Raw genomic sequence first — 18,440 nt, 5'->3', positions numbered from 1 at the left:
CGACCGTGAAGGTGGTCAGGTCTTTTTTGTCTAGGGTCTGCATCTCATCCTCGGCAAAGCTGCAAGCTAAAAACTGAGGAAATACTGATTGCTTACCCTTTCGTGATCTAGATCCCACCTCGCATTTTCGTCCTCTTTCGTGTTTCGTTGCACAAAAGTCGTGTTTCGTGATTCACCGTAGCTATTACGTTTCATGGAATCAACCTTTTATTTTTTGCGGTTTTGGATCCGAGAAACGATTTAGCAAAATCGCTGCGGATTCCGATGCGATGGCGGCGTGATGGCCATGCGCTGTAAGTGATTGAGTCACGGGCGATTCTTTCGAAGATCAACCCTGCTCGATTGACGTGACAAGAAGCGATGTACCACTTGTCGGATGTTGCGGAATGTGTCTTACCGGCGAGACACGCGCGGTAGACAGGTAGAAGGGGATTTTTCTCACCACCTCGGCAGTTTCTGGACGAACGGTCAAATTTAGACTGAACGTATCTCGACCAAAGTTGTAGGCGTTTTCAGGTACGGCTGTAGGTGATGTCGTACAGGGGGGAAGAGGTGTCGCGGAAAGAGCGGAGGGCTACCAGGGAGCCGCCCCGGCCACCCTCCTAACCGCATCAAGCAGGCTGCAAGGAAACTGAACCCCACCCTGCCCGGCCACGGCTGCGGCAATTGTAACAGTCCAAGCAGGTCGGTTCTCGCAGGCGGCATGAACCCATTTCTCGCGTGCGAGAATCCATAAAAGTAAACCCTTTTTGGTGTTGACATAGGGGTTTACTGTCGGCACTATGGATTCACGTTCACTGATCGGCCATGCCGGAGACGACCATGAAAATCACCACCGTAGCGAATCAGAAAGGCGGAGTAGGAAAGACCACTCTTGAAATTCATCTGGCCAGCTATGCGGCTAACAGCGGCAAGCGTGTCCTTGTTGTGGATCTTGATGAGGGTGACTTGTCGCTTTTCTACGGCGCTGCGGATGAGGGCGATACAACTGAATACCTGATGTCGAGCCAGCTATTCAGCGACGAACACGAAGGCCGCCAGCCGCGCCAAGTCGCACCGAACATCTGGTTGATTGAAGCCGACGTGCCGTTGCTCGACGTTGACGACATGGATCTATCTGTAGTGCTTAACCTGAAAGCAGGCCTTGAGCGTTTCGCTGACGACTTCGACCTCTGCATGATCGACACACCGCCAAACTTGCAGCGCAGGATGGTAGCCGCCCTGGTCGCGTCAGATTCGGTTGTCGCGCCGTTCAATATCAGCCCTTTCACTATCTCGCGTATGCCTAAGCTACTGCGGACGATTCAAACGGTGCAGGAAGAATTTAACCCTGCCCTCCGCTTCTTGGGGTTCATGCCCAATCTGGTCAATAGCAGATCACCGGACGAAATCGAAATCCTGCCCGGGCTCCGCGAAGCTTATGGCGAAATGATGTTCGCAGAACAAATCATTTACCGCCCGTGCATCAACAAGTCGCAAGCATCTGGTAACCCGGTGTGGGTAAAAGCCAATGGCAGTAGTCAGCGAGTAGCCGGGCGAGAAATGAAGCTCGCTTGCGAAGCAATTCTTTCCCAAGTGTGGGCAGACTGAGGACTCGACTAATGACGACTAAAGATAAGCCTGCCAAAGCAAACGCATTCGCTGCGGGCATCACGAAATCTACGGCTGGAGCTGGAGTTACCAAGCTTTCAGACCTGCAACGCAAAAAACCTGTAGTGCTGGAAGGGGAATTGATTCGCAAGGTCAGCCCCGGCCAAGTGGAGTGTAAGAGCCAGATCCGTTCAAAAGACAACCCCGGCTTTACGGAAGAATCATTGAATGAGCTGGGTTCTGACATAGAGCAGAACGGTCAGGGTGAACCCGCTATCGTGCGGCCCCATCCGAACCCTGCCAGCGGCTTCGATTATGAAATGGTTGCGGGTGAACGACGCCTTCGCTCATGCGCCCTGAAAGGCTTGCTGCTAGATGTTGTAGTGCGCGACCTAACCGATGCTCAAGTGAAGCGGATTCAGCGCTCGGAGAACGTGCAGCGTGAAGGTTTGACGATGCTTGAAATTGCGCTCGCGCTTCAAGCTGACAAGCTAGAGCTGGGTACGCTCCAGGCAGTGGCCGACGAGTGGAAGAAAGGCTTGAACTGGGTTGCCGAACGCTTGAAGTACCTTGAAATCATGGAAGCTGACGGCGTTGGCCGCGCTGCCGTCGAATCAGGCATTACCGCTGACGTATCCGTGGTCAACGACTTAAACAGGCTTGAAAAGGTAGACCCACAAGCTGCCGCCGAGTTGCTACAGCGAGCCGAGGCTGAACCCGAACTGAACATCCGCACTGAGGTGCGTGGGGAGCTACAGCGGGCCAAGAAGACGGGGCCAAAGGCAATCCGTATAGGCGGGAAGAAAAATCCAAGTCCTGCTAAACCGGAAGCCCCAACCAGCGTAGATCCAGATTCTGCAATCATCATCGCGCAGTTACAGGAACAAATTTCTGTACAGGCAGCGCAGATCGCCACGCTTGAGAAAGAACGCACCTATCTCCAGAGCGAGTTGCACGAAGCACGGGAGAAGCTGAACACGAACTGGAAGCCTGACGCATGACAGGTAAATTAGCCGAACAAGACCTGCGCGTACCGCTCGATGCGTTCGAGCGGATACGCAGCTCGCCCGAATCTCGAATGCTTGAAAAGTCGTACCAAGTAGCATTCGAGATTCTGGTTGAAGGGAAGAAACTAAGCGCTGTTGCTACAGCGCATGGGCTGACCAAGCAACGGGCTTTGGCCATCCGCGACAAGGTTTACTCAGCCTACTTGATGCAAGCACCCGAAGGCTGGGCATACGCCCATATCTGCGCACCCAAGCCCATGATCGAGCGGTTTGTCCGAGAGGCCGACACTGAACGGCTGAAATACTGGCAAGACCGCGCCCAGGATACGAAGGAGCCAAAATGAAAATTCGCCTGTCCATAATCGCCGCACTGCTTGCACTTTCAGGCTGCAACGACTCAGAGACGAACGACCGGCCTACACCATCGGCTGATCGAGGTTGCCTGCCGGTATCCACCAATTCGATGCCAGGCTACACCCCATCTCAATTGGCTAAAGCGGACTTTTGCCTGCCGGATGGCGAGGTGGGTGTTGATCTAGTTGTTTCCGACATACAGAGCTGGGACGCCAGTAACCCGTCAGGTACGACGCGGGTTGCCTTTTCACCCAAGATCGCATCCCCGCAAATCGCTAGCGTGGTGTTCAGGAGCGACAAAAACACTTACCGCTTCACGCTGAAACCTGATCGTTAAGGAGCTATGCGATGGACGACAGAAGCGAAGCACGCAAGGTTATCGCAAGCGAAGCCCTCAAGCAGATCCAGGCCGAGCAGGAATATCAAGAACTGATGCCAACGATCCGCTACCAAGGCAAAGCTGCACTTGAACGACTGGTCAAAGTTGCACAGGGCCATTCCGGTCAAAGTCGGTACATCGCTCGGTTCCTACTGGGCTGCTACAACGGGTCACGCTTCCCTTTCGACCTCACAGACTTCCGCTGCATTGACCGACAACTGTTCGACGACTGCCTGACCGTGCTGCGCATGGACTTCCAGCCAGAGAAAGACGTGCATGAGTACGTCGTCAACGGCAGTGAAGTGTTTGAACGTCTGGCCGTTGACTGGAATGTAGAGGACATCGAACAGCTCAAACTGATGAAGTGAAATTCATTCTCGCATGCGAGAAACCGACCGCCTCAAAAGTCCACGCTGCTGCGTAGACCTATGCTGCTGGAGGACACCCATGAATCAACCCATCCGATTTTATAAACCTGACAGCTATGAGTTCCCCGATGATGATCTGTTGGAGCTTACCGCTTTAGAGCTGCGCAAAGTCATCAGTAACAACGTGGCGAGAGCGACACATCATGTAGACGGCTTGGGAGGCATAACGCCTGTCATGGTTGATTACGCGCAGGATCAAATCGAACAGGCCCGTGACCTGCTGCTCGACATGGGATGCACGTTCACTCAAGACGAGGTAGATAACCTGCCCTTTTTGGCCTGGCCGTTGAGCGAGGCAGAGCAAGAAGCCGAGGAGAGACAGCGCATTGCTGACAAGATCGAGCGCGAAAGGGTCTACGTGCTTCGGCAAGAGCAAGAGCGCATCGCATTGACCGCTGTAGACGACGCCATAGCAGGCAAGCTCGACAACAGCTCACCAGTCCGCAAGCGAATCATTGTGAAGCTCGGCCAAACTGGGCCATCTGGCGCAGAGGTTCTATCGCTTGTTGAACAGCTTCACGCACTTGGGGAATCGTCCGCGAACCTACGGAGTTGGCATTGCACTAGACCTGAGTACACCTTCGAAACAGATCCCTGCCCTGCCTATGCAGTCGTAGTTGACCTGCCGACCAGGCCCATCATCTGGCTATTCCTATGGGCTTGGTACCACCATCATCGGATTACAACCGGGCCAGTTATCGAGTACACGTTTCAAGACGGCGCAGAACCGATGAGCGGGTGGGCATATCTGACGGATCAGTGGCCGGAATACAAAGACCCCATGCTGTCAGCACTCGAAAAACTATCCGAAACACTCAGGTGCGCATGATGTTTGAAAAGGTGAATTTCCAGACCGGCGAATGCTCGTACGGCACCGGCATTATCGTTCAGCGCGTAGACCAGGGCGACCGCGTGAAGGTGCTGGATGAGTTTGGTGAGTTTTGGATCGGCAGCATCGAGCAGATCGAGCTGGCCCAACCCGATCCCAATGCCCCCGTTTAGGTGTGTTCAACAAACGACCGTTTACTGAACACCAGAAAACCCAGCTCAGTTTGCTGGGTTTTTTTGGCGCCTGAGTGTTCACATTGCCGTAAACTTATCTATGTCCAGATAACGGGTACTGAAAAGCTATGTTAACAGTGAGAGGGTGACCGTCCATGCGCGACCGCTCAGATTCATCTACACCAGACCTCATTGCAGGTGGTATGCGAATCGGGTATGCCCGAGTCAGCAAGCAAGACCAAAACCTTGATCTACAGATTGACGCTCTGAAAGCGGCTGGCTGCACCAGGATCTACCACGAAAAAATCACGGGGGCTAAAGGTAAAGACCCAAGGCCCGAACAAGACAAGATGGTCAACGCGCTACGCCGTGGCGATACTGTTGTGGTCTGGCAGCTATCCCGTCTTGGTCGGAACCTGCAAGAGTTGTTCGAGTTGGTGAACCTGTTTGAAGCCACTGGCGTGAGCTTCGAGGTAATTACTGAACGCTACGACACAGCAACAGCCCAGGGCCGGATGATCTTCGGTTTTTGCGCTTCGCTTGCAGCTTATGAACGTGACCGGCTCATCGAGCGAACAGTTGCGGGCCTGGCAGCAGCTCGCGCCCGTGGCCGTGTCGGTGGCCGGAAAGCAAAACTTGGTGACAAGGAAGGTCGGGAAATCACAGCCCTTCTTGCAGACCCTGATATAACTGTTACCGATGTTGCGCGTCGGTACAGCGTCAGCCGCACCACCATCTACAAGCTTTTAAATCGAGCTGGCCGGAAATGAGGTGATGCGTAGGCGCAGCCGGAGCAGCGCGTCATTTACGGGTAGCCCCCGCCGGGAGGCGACTTTGACGGCCTCAAGGTCAAAGTCAGAGGATCGGACGGTTGAGATCATAAGAAGCATGACTTCAAACCCCTTGATTTACGGGGGCTACAGCGGTGCAGGTAGGTCATGATGTGGCATAGGGTTAGGGCACGGTTGATGCTCCAGGGTAGAGCGCAGTTGGTGGACTACCCTAGGTCATCATGTGACCTACCCCCCCTGTTGACCTACCCCTAGGTCAACGGTGCCTACTGACCAGCAAAACTTGCTCGATAACGTGCAAGGATGATCTACCCCTAGGTCACAGCATGGCCTACCCCTAGGCCAATAGTAGTCACTTTGCCAGCAATATTTGCTCGTTATCGAGCAAGCGTGACCTACCCCTAGGTCACAGTGCGACCTCCCCCTAGATCAAATTTGCTCGTTATCGTGCAGGCTGTAGCTGACAAGCCGCACGCCTTTTACTATAGTGTTGCTTATCAAGCATTCTTGCTCATTATCGAGCACGGATGACCTACCCCTAGGTCACGGTGTGGCCTACCCCTCCAACCTTGAGGTAGTGGAGCCGGATGAAAGACGAAGACAAAGAGGTGCGCAATCTTCACCAACCGAACCCACGCGGTACATGGGTTCAAACCGAGCGAGCTGCACACGAAGCGTTGGCCATCTTGATCGCAGAAGCGCCTCGCGCAGCCCAGTTGCTGCACGTCCTGATCGCCAATATGGACAAAAGCAACGCCTTGATTGCCAGCCACGCAACGCTGGCCAAGCTGTCAGGCGTATCAACCACCACGACTAAACGTGCTTTGCGGGTGCTCACCTCTCAGGCGTGGATTCAGACCATCCAGCTTGGCGGCGACCGTGGCGGTGCGCTCGCGTATATCGTGAACAGCCGGATTGCATGGGCCGATAAGCGCGAGAACATCCAATACGCTCGCTTCAATGCCCGCGTCCTCGTTTCCTCTGCCGATCAGCTCGATCTTGGCACTGGGGAGCTGCGCGGCATCCCCTCGGCAGATCCTGGCGACATTCAGTTACCCCACGGCGATGGCCTTCCGCCGCCAAAACAGGAAGTGATGGACGAGCTGCTGCCGCCGCTTCCATCCATTCCGCATAGCGAACAAGGTTAAGGAGCATCTACATGCACGCGAGAACTCGCATGATTCCGGGCCTTGACGGTGAACCATACGCGGTAGACGTATACCTCGAAAAACACCGACCGCAGAATCAGGAATCGGTCGGCAATGGGTATCCATTTAATCCGATACTCCGCGCAGACTTTGGCAACACCGCCAACGAGTATCGCGAACCGCAGGAGATTGAGGATTGGGAGGGACTGCCCTACATCGAGAGCATGAGCTGGGCGCAGCGTGAACAGCACGACCGCAACACGCAAGATCGCCATCGAGCAGAGAAAAACGAATTTGTAATTAGTGATTCTGAACTTGAAGCCAAACTGGCCGAAAGGAAGGCGAGCTTTTACGAGAAATACCCCGAAGGCATCCAATATTTTGTGAGCTGCCTGGACGGCGGTGCATGGGATCGCCCTACGAACTGGGGTTGCTTCGCCACGCTCGATCAGGCGTTGGAATGCTGCGAGCTTGGCCCCGACTGGCGGCGCAGTAAGTAGTCACATAGGGGGGGAGGGGTGAAACCCGCGCCCGGCAAGGCTAACGGGTTTCGGGCTCTCTGCGAAAGAGAACAGTGGCATTGTACCAGATCCCCCCGTGACAGCAATTCACTCGATAGCGCGCCCAGGTGCGCTTAATGGGGGGGCAATGACCGACCGACACCCAATAGAGATTGTGAAAACCACCGGCCCGCAGGTTTACACAGTCAGCTTCCAAACAGATAGCAAATTCGCTGCGCAATGGCAGAGCGCCTTGCGCAGCGCTCACCAAAACAAGCTGCATGTGTCCTGCTGTTGTGCTGGGACTGGGCCGCGCCGATTTTCTGTACGCTATATGTCTGGCAGTGATAGCTATCACCTTGCCAGGTACGCTCACACCGGCCAGGAACACGCACTAGATTGCGGTTACTACACACCAGATCCTGACAAGTCAGGCCTAAGTGGCTACAGCAAAGGCGTGATCGAGGAAACCAGCGACGGCGACCTAAGAATCAAGCTCACGCTGTCACTGCGCAAGCAAGATCCTGCCGACGCCGGCGAGCCGCGAGCAGAACGCACTGGCACCCAAAATGCCCGAGCAACAAAACCAGCTATGACACTGCTTGGCCTGCTGCATCTGTTGTGGACGGAGGCAGAGCTGAATGTCTGGTCGCCGGGCATGGCCGGAAAGCGGGATACATCACTCATACACCGCAGGCTTGCCCTGGCGGCGAACCGAATCACCACTCACAGGCTGCGCCTTGATGATTCGCTTGTGGTTGCCACCGTTGTATCAGGCGGGACGCAGGAGAAAGCGAACGCCGGGAAGGTTGCGAGTGCGATCCGCAACAATCGCCGCTTGCTGGTCATCGCGCCGTTAGCTGCATATTCCCTGGAGCGCGCAGAAGGTACGCCAGGCTTTATCGCTATCAAGGGGTTTCATGGCGTTCCCAAGCTGTCATATGACGCCGAAACCTGGGCATCTGTATGCCGCCGTTTCAAGCGCGAGCTTTCTGCATGGAGCCAAGGCAAGCGCGTCATTGCCATTGTGCAGACGGACACACCTACCAGCTCCGAAGCCGCGCAAGCACTCAATATCGCCTTGATGGTTGTGAGTGATGAATGGGTTCCGGTCGATTCCTCCTATGAATCCGTCATTGAGGCGAAGCTACGCACGGAAGGTAGGCGGTTCTATAAACCGCTCAGATACGATGCAGAGGCCGACGCCGTATTCCCCGATTTTTGGTTGCTGGACTTGCCCAGCAACAGGGAATACCCAATGGAGGTTTATGGGCGAAGCGATGACAAATACCTCAAGCGAAAGGCTGTCAAAACAGAGCATTATGCCGCCGAGTATGGGGCTCCTGGCTGTTGGTCATGGAACGCTGCCGATGACACCAAAGGCTTGGCCATCCCTGACTTTCCAGCCGCAAAGCAGTGATCGTACCGCTTTAAAATGTGTCGTACGGCACACGGGAAACCCTTGATTCCCCCCACTTCCCGCCGCAGGGTAATCAAGCTGGGGGGGGGATTCTCGCGTGCGAGAACGGGCAATCCCCTGTCCACCGCCCAGGTATAAAGCGCACCTGGCCCGTGGACAGCCGCACCGTTCGCTCCTGGCCTCTTGCGGGCCTCGCTCACTGGATGATTTTTGTGTGCGCAGACCAGGCCAGCACGAAGCGTCTCCGACGGCCAAAGGGCTGCGCCCCTTGGATCGGCAGTTCACAGAGCCTCCGGCCCTTGGCCTGCGCGCTCCGCTTGCCGCCATTCCGCAACATTTGCGCGGGCTCATCGTCAGCAACTGGACGTGGGAGCCGGACGGTATACCCCCGGTCAGAACATCGAGCAAGGGACGCTGCGCTCAGAAGACCCCTTGCTCGATAACCTGCCCGTGTGTCTCCCTGGCTCTACCACGCCCAGCCGCCGCCGACGAGCAGACCCACCAGGGCAAGCGCGCTCCAGGGCGAGGGGAAGAAGAAGCCGCCGCAAGCGGCGACGCTGAAAAGCGTTTATTCCCACACCTGCCTTAGCACTCCAAGCAGCACCCGAGAGCGGCGGCGCGTCTAGGTTTTCACCTTCCAGAGTTGGTTCCAATCGGTCATGTAACTAGGGCTTAGAAATTCCCGCCTCATGCCCCAGTCTGGAGACATCGGCACCGCAGCCGTGCGCAAGCACTCACGACCCCAGCGCCGGTTGATCTTGTCCATCAGGGCCATGACCGCATCTGTCTTTTCCGGTTGATTCTCGGTGAACAGATCGCCGCTGAACTCGCCACGTTTGCGCAGATCCATCAGCAGAATTTCAGCCTTGCTATATGCAAAACCGGGCCGAAAGATCGACTCAAGTCCGCGCAGCGCGTGTTTCGTCAACAACCGCACATCGTCAGTTGGATATTCCGGTGTGCAAGTGACAGCCTGCGCGTACTTCGGCCCATCGCCGTGAAACGAAGTCTGTATGCCCACCCGGAAGCTCCCGCACAGCGAACCTTGCGACCGCAGCTTTTCCGAGGCGCGGTGCATGTAGGTCGCCACGGCCTGGCGCAGCCCTTCCAGATCCTGCACGCGCTTGCCGAACATCTTGCTTGTGCATATGGACTGTTTGGCCGACGCCGCCTGTTCCAGATCCAGGCACGATTCCCCGTTCAGCTCTCGAATGGTTCGCTCAAGCACGACTGAGTATTTACGGCCCATTGCACGGGCATCAGCGCGTGACAGATCCCAGGCAGTGACGATTCCGTCAACGGCCAGGTTCTCTTTCATCCGGCGACCTATACCCCACACGTCTTCTACCGGCATCCGCCGCAAAAGCCACTCGACAGCATGCGGCTCTCGCAGATCGACAACCCCACCCGTTTTCTCTCGCCAGACTTTCGACGCATGCTGCGCAGCTTTCGCAAGGGTCTTTGTGTGGCCGATGCCAACCCCCACCGGCAGGGCAGTCCATTGCAGCACCCGCGCTTGAATGGCCCTGCCCAGGTCAATCAGCGGCTCAGGGAAGCCATCGAGCTTGGCGAAACTTTCGTCCACGCTGTAGACCTCGATGGAGTCGGTCAGCGATGCAATGGCCATAGTGACCCTATGGCTCAATTCGCCATAGAGCGTGTAATTGCTGCTGAACACCGCGACGTTGTGTTGCTCAAGGAAGCGGCGAACCTTGAAATAGGGCTCGCCCATTTTCAGACCCAGCGCTTTAGCTTCAGCCGTGCGGGCCACAATCGCACCATCGCTATTACTCAAAACGACAACGGGACGATTGCGCAGCTCAGGCCGAAAAATGCGCTCGCAGGAACAATAGAAGCTGTTCACGTCGATCAGTGCGAAGACAGGCCGCAGCCCCTTACAAGGTAGAAAAGAGGCACCAGGTGACAACGCCGAATACCTCGATAGATTCATATTCGCCGGGAGTGATTGGCTTGTAGTCAGGATGCTCAGACACAAGCACCCAGCCCCCCGCAGATTTTTCCAATCGCTTCACAAGCGGTTGATTGTCCACGTAAGCCAGCACGATCAGGCCCGACGCGGGAGTGATCGAGCGATCAACAACCAGACGGCTCCCGTGATGCAGCCCAGCTCCCCGCATGCTCACCCCTTCGAGCTGGACGATCCAAACGTGGGCAGCTCGGATGTTCAGCAAATCATCCAGAGAAATCGGCGGCTCGTAGTAGTCAGCAGCAGGACTTGCGAAACCACCGCTGGCACGGCCTGACATCAGCGGCACGAGCTGGGCAGAGTCAAGCAGTGGGGTTATCGACCTTACGTTCATAGGGCACCAAGAAACTGTTTATCTATACAGTATCGCAAGGCGTTCTCGCACGCGAGAAACATAGACGCTCAATCCGACAGATGGTAAAGCAAAAGTAAAATTAGATTTTACTAAAGGTTGACGATTGCCTGACGCTTTGAGACACTAAGTTCGTCGAAGCAACACCGCCTCGGCACCCGGATTCAAGCGGCGGCAACCGCTCCGGGCTCTCTGCGAAGGAGTTTTGAAATGGATACCCGCGACATCGAGCTGCAAATCATCACCCTGATCCTGGCAGACGCATTCGCTGCCGGTTACGTCGTTAGCGTCAAAGATGGCCATGACTGGGTGCTGCGCGAATCAACCGACCAAGACGAGATTCTTGGCGTCATGTTCACCTCCGGGCATGACGTACTGTCATTCAAACATCCACATACCGGCTTTCATGGCTGGGTCAAGCTGGTCTATGGAAACGGCGACGGTTCCGAAGTCGTGGCCGATAGCTCTCCCGCGCTTCAATCGCTTCTCGACGGTGCCACCAACCTTGCCGACGAGCTTGCCGCTGTCGCCTAACCCACCCTTTCCCCCGGTTCGCCGGGGGCCTCAAGGAGAAAAGGCATGAAGTATTTTGAGTGGGAATCCTCAGTGGTCGAAGCGGTGGCCAACGCTATGGCCATCAGTCACTCCGATGCGTCGGGCGTGGTCGAGGCGCAGCCTTTCTACATGCAGCAATATTGGGTCAAGGGCATGGACGCGGAGCTGACCGCAGCCAGGGTCATTGAAGCCGCCTAGGAAAAAGCTGAGCAACCGGCCAAGACTCAAGCACCGAAGCAAGCGCGCATGTTGTTCGGAGATGAAGCTGACGCGCACGCTTTTTGGAAAGACAAAGAATGGAAGACCTACGCCGTTGACCTTGTGCGCGGCAACGGGAAAAAGCAGAAGCTGGTTCGCACGATGTATGTGCGCGCCCGGACGGCAAAGGGTGCGGCTGAATGCGCGAAAGCCAATGATTGGTCAACCAAGCCAAAACCTTACTACGTCCCCCGGCTGGCCGGGCCACGCGAGCTGGGCTGCACCCCCTCCGAAGGTTGACGGCTTATCTGGCTAACTTGCCCGGAGACTGCGGCGGCAACCGCACCGGGCCTTCTGCGAAGGAACAACGACGTGATCAAATACCGGCTGAAACACTTTCATTTCTGCTGCGGCCTGGGCGGCGGCGCTAAGGGATTCAACCAGAACCGCGAGATTGTTGGCCACATGCAGGCGGATTGGCAGTGCATCGGCGGGATCGACGTAGACGGGGCAGGGCTGCGTGATTTTCAAAAGCTGGCCGGTGTGCCAGGCACACAGATAGACCTGTTCACCCGCGACCAATACACGCGCTTTCACGGCGTTGAGCCACCGGCAGGCTGGAGGGAAGCCACCCCCGAAGAGATTCGCCGCGCCGCGGGCAACCAAGATCCCGATTGTGTGTTCATCAGCAGCCCCTGCAAAGGCGCGAGCGGCCTGCTCTCGGAAGCTATGAGCCTGACCCCGAAGTATCAAGCGCTCAATGAGCTGACCCTGCGGTGCGTCTGGCTCATGTGCGAAGCCTGGCAGCATTCCCCAGTTCCCTTGATCGTGTTCGAGAATGTTCCGCGATTGGCTACCCGTGGCCGTCACCTGCTCGACCAGATCAATCAGATCCTGAGTTTCTACGGGTATGCAGTGGCCGAAACGACACACGACTGCGGCGAGATAGGCGGATTGGCTCAGAGTCGCAAGCGGTTCTTGCTAGTAGCCCGGCACGAAGAAAAAGTGCCGCCGTTCCTGTACGAACCAGAAAAACGCACTCTGCAATCAGTCGGCTCGCTGCTGGGCCGCATGCCGACCCCCGGCGACATCGAGCGCGCTGGCCCAATGCACCGTGTTCCGTCGCTGCAATGGAAAACATGGGTTCGCCTCGCACTTGTCGAGGCCGGGAAAGACTGGCGCAGCCTTGAGCGGCTGGCTGTCGAAGATGGCTACCTCAAAGACTTCGTAATCGTGCCAGAGGCGTATTCCGGCTATCTCGGCGTGAATGACTGGACAGATTCGATGGGCACCGTTGCAGGGCAGTCAGGCCCAACCAATGGCGCGTTTTCCGTGGCTGACCCACGGGCACCGGCAGGCGCGGCGCAATACCACCAGTACGGGGTTCGCCAATGGGGATCATCCAGTGGTGCCATTATCGGTGTGAAGTCGCCGGGGCAGGGCACTTTCTCTGTTGCTGATCCGCGCCGGGCCGGTAAGGGGTTCGGCAAGTACCAGGTCACGCCCTGGAACAACTCAGCCGGGACGGTGATCGCCGGTAGTACAACCGGACAAGGCGCGTTCGCGCTACAAGATCCGCGCCCAGGCATGCGCCGGGTCAAAGGCGATGCCTACCTGACTGGGGGGCACTATGGGGTTGTTGACTGGGCAGGGCAGGCCGGGGCCGTTTCGGCAAGCGCACGACAAGACAATGGGCGATGGTCTGTCGCAGATCCGCGCATGCCTGCGCCCAATGATCGGCTGACGTGCGTGATCGAAAGCCTCGACGGCACATGGCACCGTCCATTCACGACATTCGAAATGGCCGCGCTGCAAAGTCTGGTCGATCCAGAAGAGCAGCTTGAACTTGATGGCTTGAGCGATCAGGCATGGCGCGAGCGTATCGGTAACGCCGTTCCCCCTGATGCAGCCGAGGCCATCGCCGGTGTTATGGCCCGCACCTTGTTGATGGCCAAGCAGGGCGAAACCTTCTTGCTCAGTCACACGCCGGTATGGGTTCGACCAATCGCTGTTGGCCTGGCCACAGCTACGCGGCAAATCTGAATCAAACCCGGCGCACAGTCGTGCGCCGTTACTCAGCCCGGAAAGAGCGGCGGCAACCGTGCCGGGCATCTGCGAAGGAGATACATCATGCACTTCCGTGACCTCACACCTAGCAAAGCAGAGCGTTCAAGCCTTGCACTGTCCACCGCCGCACGGCTGGCCGAGCAATCACAAACATGGAACACTGCCGCCGAATTTTATGAGGCCGCCGCTGAGCTATGGCCTACGGGCACCGGTCGGTTCCGCTCCGGTGACGTGGCAAAGCTGTTGCGCAAAGCCGAACGCTGCCGGTCGTTGGCAGAAGTGACCACCTCGCCTGATGAAATGGAGTTTTAGGCAATGTCTGATCGAGAGCAGCAATCCGACTTTTTAAACGTGCTGATCTGGCTCGAAACCGCCTCTGAGGAGCAGATTCAGGGCGCGCTGCATCTAGCAACCGGACAGGTACGAACGGATATCGAAAACGGTATAAAAGCTTTGATGGCGGCTGACCGCCCCGTTCTGGCAAGAATCTTCACTGACTTAGTTCCGCATGCGGTCAGCTTGGAACAAATTGGTGAAAGTCATCATGGATTACGTTGTGCATTGCGTGAGGTCGCCCATAACACGCTGGCCAGCAATGTAGACCAGCAGGGGACTCCCGTAGGGTATTGGCGTGCCGTTCGTGAGCTGCGCAAGCTCTACGAAACCGGGCAGGTAACACCGCCGCAATACCAACTTTTGACCGACGAGCTGCACACGCGCGTCAACGTGACAAAGGAGGTTGCATTGTGGGCTTCCTAACGAAAGTCATACTTGCAGTTTCGTTCGTTGCTTTGTTGGTGGCCGAGTGGCATTTCTCAAAAGCCCGCATTCAAACTCGCGTACGCGAAAACAAGATTCACCAGGAAAGCCAGCAACCGCGCAGCAACGACCAAAAAACCGGGATCGATGTTGATTTTCCGCCGGGCACATCGGTAGTAACGGAGCAGAAAATCCGTAAATCAGTAGAAGGTGCAACTCATGCTGAATGAAAAAATGGAACGACATGTAGGCATGACGCTTGGAGTCATCGGCGTAGCTGTCACTTTAGCTATTGGGGTTGTGTGCGGGGTTGCCCTGCAGAACTACAAATCGGAAAAGCCGATATCTGCACAAGCGCTTGCTAACAGGGATTCTTGTCTCGCATCGATCACCGCAATGGCCGAGAGAAACGCGAATAGCCAAGGTGGCCATGTTATGAAGCTTCACCAGGTGATTTACGTCAGTGAAGCGAACGACGGGATCGTCTGTTCTGCCCAGTTCGACATAGATCGAGACGGTAAGCGCGAAATCTCGACCGGCTACACCTCCGCTGTATCGGGTCGAGAGGGGTGATTGCCCAGGGCGTGCCCCTTCGGGGTCGGCTGTCGTGAACCAAGCCCCGGCCAAGAGCGCGCCGGGTCTTGGCCCTTCGGGCTTCCATCCTCACGCCTCCGGCCGCAAGCGGCCTGCGCGCTCCGCTTGCCGCCATTCCGCGACATTTGCGCGGGCTCATCGTCAGCAACTGGCCGTGGGAGCCGGACGTGATACACCCGGTCAGAACATCGAGCAAGGGACGCTGCGCTCAGAAGACCCCTTGCTCGATAACCTGCCCGCGTGTCTCCCTGGCTCTACCACGCCCAGCCGCCGCCGACGAGCAGACCCACCAGGGCAAGCGCGCTCCAGGGCGTAGGGAAGAAGAAGCCGCCGCAAGCGGCGACGCTGAAAAGCGTTTATTCCCACACCTGCCTTAGCACTCCAAGCAGCACCCGAAAGCGGCGGCGTCAAGCGATCCGGGGCATTTTCTCGCGTGCGAGAACAGGAAAATAAGTAGCATATAGTAAAATCAGATTTTACAAAAGGTTGACGTATGGGGGCAATTTTGAGATACTAACCACGTCGAAGCAATAACGCCTCGGCACCCGGATCAAGCGGCGGCAACCGCTCCGGGCTATCTGCGAAGGAGTTACTTTTATGTCTTACCGTCTTGCTAGCCGTTTCGGCAATCCTCAAATGATCCGCAGCCATGAGCCGCTGACCAATGAGCAAATTTTCAAGGTGGCCCCGTCGATCTTTGCGACCGAGGCACACGATAGCCGATCCGATCGTTATCTCTACATCCCAACCAGCGAAGTGCTGGAAAGCCTGCGCGGTGAAGGCTTCCTGCCTTTCATGGCTTGCCAGACCCGCGTTCGCAACGCTGACAAGCGCGAACACACCAAGCACATGATTCGCCTGCGCCACGCTGACCAGATCATGAGCAAAGAGGCGAATGAAATCATTCTGCTGAACAGCCACGACGGCACCAGTTCGTACCAGATGATGGCTGGATGCTTCCGTTTCGTCTGCGCTAACGGTCTGGTGCTGGGCGACAAAATGATGGATCAGAAAGTGCGCCACAGTGGCCGCGCTGACCTTGTAGGCGAAGTGATCGAAGGTGCCTATGAGGTTCTGAGCCAGTTCGAGGCCATCGACGAAAAGCGCGACGTGATGAAGCAAATGCACCTCGGGCGTCATGAACAGCTTGCCCTTGCTGCTGGAACCCTGGCTTACCGCTACGACGAGAAAGACGGCCCGGCCCCTGTCACTGCTGAACAGTTGCTGATGCCGCGCCGCATCGAAGACCGCAGCGATGACCTTTGGACAACCTTCAACCGCGTACAGGAAAACACCATTCAGGGCGGTCTGCGCGGTCGCAACAAGCAGGGACGCCGCACCACCACCCGGCAGGTCAATGGCATTGACCAAGACGTGAAACTCAACCGCGCAATGTGGGCAATGGCCGAGATGCTTCGCACCGGCAACCTCAACGCCGCGTAATCACCAGGCCGGGCGCTAACGCGCCCGGCTCTTGTCGTCTTGGGAGATAGCCGTCATGACCGCAAAAGTTTTCTATGTACCCGGTGACACCTCGATCATCGACTATGCACAAGAGATAGGCCCGAATGTATGGGTAAGCCGGTGCCGCTGGCTGATGCTGCCAGAAATGCAGATCCGACACCCCGGCGCGGTGCTGGGCGATGAGGAAAGTTTTCTCATCGCCCAGGAGGCCGCACACGGCACGGCCCCCGCCGAGATAAGCGCGGCGCGATATGATTACGCCATTAGCCACCTGCCGGTGGCCGACTTCGCCGCCGACGCCCATGCCGAGACATTCAAGATCGAGCAATGCGAAGTCGGCAATGTGACCCGAATTTACGCGCACTGGAACGGGCGTTATTGGACGTTCCTCGGGCTGGCCAACGTACCCCACCAGGTCATCGTTAGTCGGCTTTCACAATCCCCAGCGGCACACCGCCACGGCTGGCCGTGTCCGCTACCTGATAGCCGGAGAAATTAGATGTCGAGATCGAGCAAATACACAGCGGAACAATGGGACAAATTCAGCGGCGCTTTTCGGGATTTGTCTATGGGAACCGTTTCAATGGCTCGTTCTGTTCTGGTCGATGGGCTTCGCCCGTCTGATGTTGCGAAAGAGCAGGGCGAGTCACGGCAGCTTGTTTACGCCGCCGTGAAGCGTGTAACCAAAATTCTAAATGACCAGGGCGCCCAGGAACTGGTGCCGGTGATGGTCTGGCTACCGCCAGAGCTTGCCGCACAGGTTGAAGAAATGGCCGCGCCGTACAACAAACCGCCGAGTAAGCCGAGCAAGAAAACATGACCTTCACCGACAGAGGTTCAGCAGTTGCAACGCAGTCCGAAGTATTCACCCAGTGGCTCAAGCAGAAAAGCGAACAGCTTCCGGCACTATTTGTCACCGGACCTGTTAAAGAGTTGTACCCGAGTAAAATCATCGCCCTGAGCAGTGAAGTGCAGTATCTCATTGCGCGAGCGCATGCCCTGCACCTGGCTGCAAAGGATGCGGATTGTCCTGATGCTGACGAGCTGGCCCGGGAAATGAATCAGGCGCTTCGATTCGTCACGGTTTCAATGTACGACCTTGCGCTAGGCTACAACTCCGCGAAATCTTCGCGGTAGATCTATTCATCACTGAGCGAGGCGAACATGCTGAACAAATTCATGGAGCGGATTGATCGCATAACTGCGCGCTGGCCCTGGACAAGAACCGCCGTTTGCGTGCTGATGCTGGTCATCCTGGCACGGCAGCTTTCTCGGCCTTTCATGCTGGATGAAACAACATTTATCGACTGGGCATCATTCGCGTTCTTCGCGTTGCTTGGGAGCTGCTTTATCGGCCTTGAATACTTTATGCGGATAGTTTCGCCGCGAATGGATAGAGCGCGCCGCTCCAATTTTCAAAACCTGCCTATCAGAAAGTGAATTTTTGTTGTCTGCGGCCTCAGCCCTAGGGCGTGCCCCTTCGGGGTCGGCTGTCGTGAACCAAGCCCCGGCCAAGAGCGCGCCGGGTCTTGGCCCTTCGGGCTTCCATCCTCACGCCTCCGGCCGCAAGCGGCCTGCGCGCTCCGCTTGCCGCCATTCCGCGACATTTGCGCGGGCTCATCGTCAGCAACTGGCCGTGGGAGCCGGACGTGATACACCCGGTCAGAACATCGAGCAAGGGACGCTGCGCTCAGAAGACCCCTTGCTCGATAACCTGCCCGCGTGTCTCCCTGGCTCTACCACGCCCAGCCGCCGCCGACGAGCAGACCCACCAGGGCAAGCGCGCTCCAGGGCGTAGGGAAGAAGAAGCCGCCGCAAGCGGCGACGCTGAAAAGCGTTTATTCC

26 protein-coding genes are annotated in these 18,440 nt (G+C 56.8%); 24 read left to right on the top strand and 2 right to left on the bottom strand.

Going from position 1 to position 18,440, the window contains the following annotated elements; translation table 11 throughout:
- The first annotated feature begins 822 nt into the window (after positions 1–822).
- From SFA35_RS26500 to SFA35_RS26450, 11 genes are all read left to right on the top strand, one after another.
- Entirely contained in the window at positions 823–1,590 is a 768-nt protein-coding gene (locus SFA35_RS26500) for a ParA family protein (RefSeq protein WP_316904658.1), read from the top strand.
- Between the two features lie 11 nt (positions 1,591–1,601).
- Positions 1,602–2,591, top strand: a complete 990-nt coding sequence (locus SFA35_RS26495; RefSeq protein ID WP_316904657.1) for a ParB/RepB/Spo0J family partition protein — start codon at positions 1,602–1,604, stop codon at positions 2,589–2,591.
- Entirely contained in the window at positions 2,588–2,941 is a 354-nt protein-coding gene (locus SFA35_RS26490; RefSeq protein ID WP_316904656.1) for a TrfB-related DNA-binding protein, read from the top strand. The genes SFA35_RS26495 and SFA35_RS26490 overlap by 4 nt, the downstream gene beginning before the upstream one ends.
- A complete protein-coding gene (locus SFA35_RS26485; protein ID WP_316904655.1) occupies positions 2,938–3,288 on the top strand; it encodes a hypothetical protein in 351 nt (116 codons plus the stop codon). Before SFA35_RS26490 ends, SFA35_RS26485 begins: the two co-directional genes overlap by 4 nt.
- 11 nt (positions 3,289–3,299) lie before the next feature.
- Positions 3,300–3,698: a hypothetical protein gene (locus SFA35_RS26480; protein WP_316904654.1), complete on the top strand. Its 399-nt coding sequence runs from the start codon at positions 3,300–3,302 to the stop codon at positions 3,696–3,698.
- A gap of 79 nt (positions 3,699–3,777) precedes the next feature.
- Positions 3,778–4,587, top strand: a complete 810-nt coding sequence (locus tag SFA35_RS26475) for a hypothetical protein (protein WP_316904653.1) — start codon at positions 3,778–3,780, stop codon at positions 4,585–4,587.
- Complete coding sequence (locus tag SFA35_RS26470; protein ID WP_320579753.1) at positions 4,587–4,760, top strand: hypothetical protein; 174 nt, start codon at positions 4,587–4,589, stop codon at positions 4,758–4,760. Before SFA35_RS26475 ends, SFA35_RS26470 begins: the two co-directional genes overlap by 1 nt.
- Before the next feature lie 155 nt (positions 4,761–4,915).
- Positions 4,916–5,530: a recombinase family protein gene (locus SFA35_RS26465; RefSeq protein ID WP_316904651.1), complete on the top strand. Its 615-nt coding sequence runs from the start codon at positions 4,916–4,918 to the stop codon at positions 5,528–5,530.
- 608 nt (positions 5,531–6,138) lie between these two features.
- On the top strand, positions 6,139–6,699 hold the full coding sequence (locus SFA35_RS26460; protein WP_316904650.1) for a replication/maintenance protein RepL: 561 nt from the start codon (positions 6,139–6,141) through the stop codon (positions 6,697–6,699).
- A gap of 11 nt (positions 6,700–6,710) precedes the next feature.
- Positions 6,711–7,199, top strand: a complete 489-nt coding sequence (locus SFA35_RS26455) for a hypothetical protein (RefSeq protein WP_316904649.1) — start codon at positions 6,711–6,713, stop codon at positions 7,197–7,199.
- Between the two features lie 148 nt (positions 7,200–7,347).
- Positions 7,348–8,619: a DUF1173 family protein gene (locus tag SFA35_RS26450; protein ID WP_316904648.1), complete on the top strand. Its 1,272-nt coding sequence runs from the start codon at positions 7,348–7,350 to the stop codon at positions 8,617–8,619.
- Positions 8,620–9,241: 622 nt separating this feature from the next.
- Here SFA35_RS26450 and SFA35_RS26445 read toward each other — a convergent pair.
- Both SFA35_RS26445 and SFA35_RS26440 read right to left on the bottom strand, forming a co-directional pair.
- Positions 9,242–10,483: a Y-family DNA polymerase gene (locus tag SFA35_RS26445; protein WP_320579790.1), complete on the bottom strand. Its 1,242-nt coding sequence runs from the start codon at positions 10,481–10,483 to the stop codon at positions 9,242–9,244.
- Between the two features lie 31 nt (positions 10,484–10,514).
- Positions 10,515–10,940 carry a LexA family protein gene (locus tag SFA35_RS26440; protein WP_316904647.1) on the bottom strand — a complete coding sequence of 142 codons (426 nt, stop codon included), beginning with the start codon at positions 10,938–10,940 and terminating at the stop codon, positions 10,515–10,517.
- A gap of 228 nt (positions 10,941–11,168) precedes the next feature.
- On the opposite strand from SFA35_RS26440, the gene SFA35_RS26435 reads away from it, so the two are divergent.
- The 13 genes from SFA35_RS26435 (at position 11,169) to SFA35_RS26375 (ending at position 18,035) form a co-directional block, all read left to right on the top strand.
- The gene (locus SFA35_RS26435; RefSeq protein WP_316904646.1) at positions 11,169–11,492 is read left to right on the top strand and encodes a hypothetical protein; all 324 of its coding nucleotides are present in this window, start codon (positions 11,169–11,171) and stop codon (positions 11,490–11,492) included.
- A gap of 45 nt (positions 11,493–11,537) precedes the next feature.
- Complete coding sequence (locus SFA35_RS26430; protein ID WP_320579787.1) at positions 11,538–11,711, top strand: hypothetical protein; 174 nt, start codon at positions 11,538–11,540, stop codon at positions 11,709–11,711.
- Positions 11,712–11,759: 48 nt separating this feature from the next.
- Positions 11,760–12,011 carry a hypothetical protein gene (locus tag SFA35_RS26425; RefSeq protein WP_320579784.1) on the top strand — a complete coding sequence of 84 codons (252 nt, stop codon included), beginning with the start codon at positions 11,760–11,762 and terminating at the stop codon, positions 12,009–12,011.
- A gap of 72 nt (positions 12,012–12,083) precedes the next feature.
- A complete protein-coding gene (locus tag SFA35_RS26420) occupies positions 12,084–13,754 on the top strand; it encodes a DNA cytosine methyltransferase (RefSeq protein WP_316904644.1) in 1,671 nt (556 codons plus the stop codon).
- 87 nt (positions 13,755–13,841) lie between these two features.
- Complete coding sequence (locus SFA35_RS26415; RefSeq protein ID WP_316904643.1) at positions 13,842–14,090, top strand: hypothetical protein; 249 nt, start codon at positions 13,842–13,844, stop codon at positions 14,088–14,090.
- A gap of 3 nt (positions 14,091–14,093) precedes the next feature.
- The gene (locus SFA35_RS26410) at positions 14,094–14,537 is read left to right on the top strand and encodes a hypothetical protein (protein ID WP_316904642.1); all 444 of its coding nucleotides are present in this window, start codon (positions 14,094–14,096) and stop codon (positions 14,535–14,537) included.
- The gene (locus SFA35_RS26405) at positions 14,525–14,767 is read left to right on the top strand and encodes a hypothetical protein (RefSeq protein WP_316904641.1); all 243 of its coding nucleotides are present in this window, start codon (positions 14,525–14,527) and stop codon (positions 14,765–14,767) included. The genes SFA35_RS26410 and SFA35_RS26405 overlap by 13 nt, the downstream gene beginning before the upstream one ends.
- Positions 14,757–15,110, top strand: coding sequence for a hypothetical protein (locus SFA35_RS26400; protein WP_316904640.1), 354 nt, complete (start codon positions 14,757–14,759; stop codon positions 15,108–15,110). The genes SFA35_RS26405 and SFA35_RS26400 overlap by 11 nt, the downstream gene beginning before the upstream one ends.
- Positions 15,111–15,728: 618 nt before the next feature.
- A complete protein-coding gene (locus SFA35_RS26395; RefSeq protein WP_316904639.1) occupies positions 15,729–16,574 on the top strand; it encodes a DUF932 domain-containing protein in 846 nt (281 codons plus the stop codon).
- Between the two features lie 55 nt (positions 16,575–16,629).
- On the top strand, positions 16,630–17,094 hold the full coding sequence (locus SFA35_RS26390; protein WP_316904638.1) for a hypothetical protein: 465 nt from the start codon (positions 16,630–16,632) through the stop codon (positions 17,092–17,094).
- Entirely contained in the window at positions 17,095–17,415 is a 321-nt protein-coding gene (locus tag SFA35_RS26385; protein WP_316904637.1) for a TrfB-related DNA-binding protein, read from the top strand.
- A complete protein-coding gene (locus SFA35_RS26380) occupies positions 17,412–17,732 on the top strand; it encodes a hypothetical protein (RefSeq protein WP_316904636.1) in 321 nt (106 codons plus the stop codon). The genes SFA35_RS26385 and SFA35_RS26380 overlap by 4 nt, the downstream gene beginning before the upstream one ends.
- A 27-nt stretch (positions 17,733–17,759) precedes the next feature.
- Entirely contained in the window at positions 17,760–18,035 is a 276-nt protein-coding gene (locus SFA35_RS26375; RefSeq protein ID WP_316904635.1) for a hypothetical protein, read from the top strand.
- Positions 18,036–18,440: the final 405 nt, after the last annotated feature.

The sequence above is a fragment of the Pseudomonas sp. HR96 genome, from assembly GCF_034059295.1.
Taxonomy (GTDB): Bacteria; Pseudomonadota; Gammaproteobacteria; order Pseudomonadales; family Pseudomonadaceae; genus Aquipseudomonas.
The sequence above is the reverse complement of the archived record's forward strand: the minus strand, read 5'-3'. Positions and strand labels throughout refer to the sequence as shown.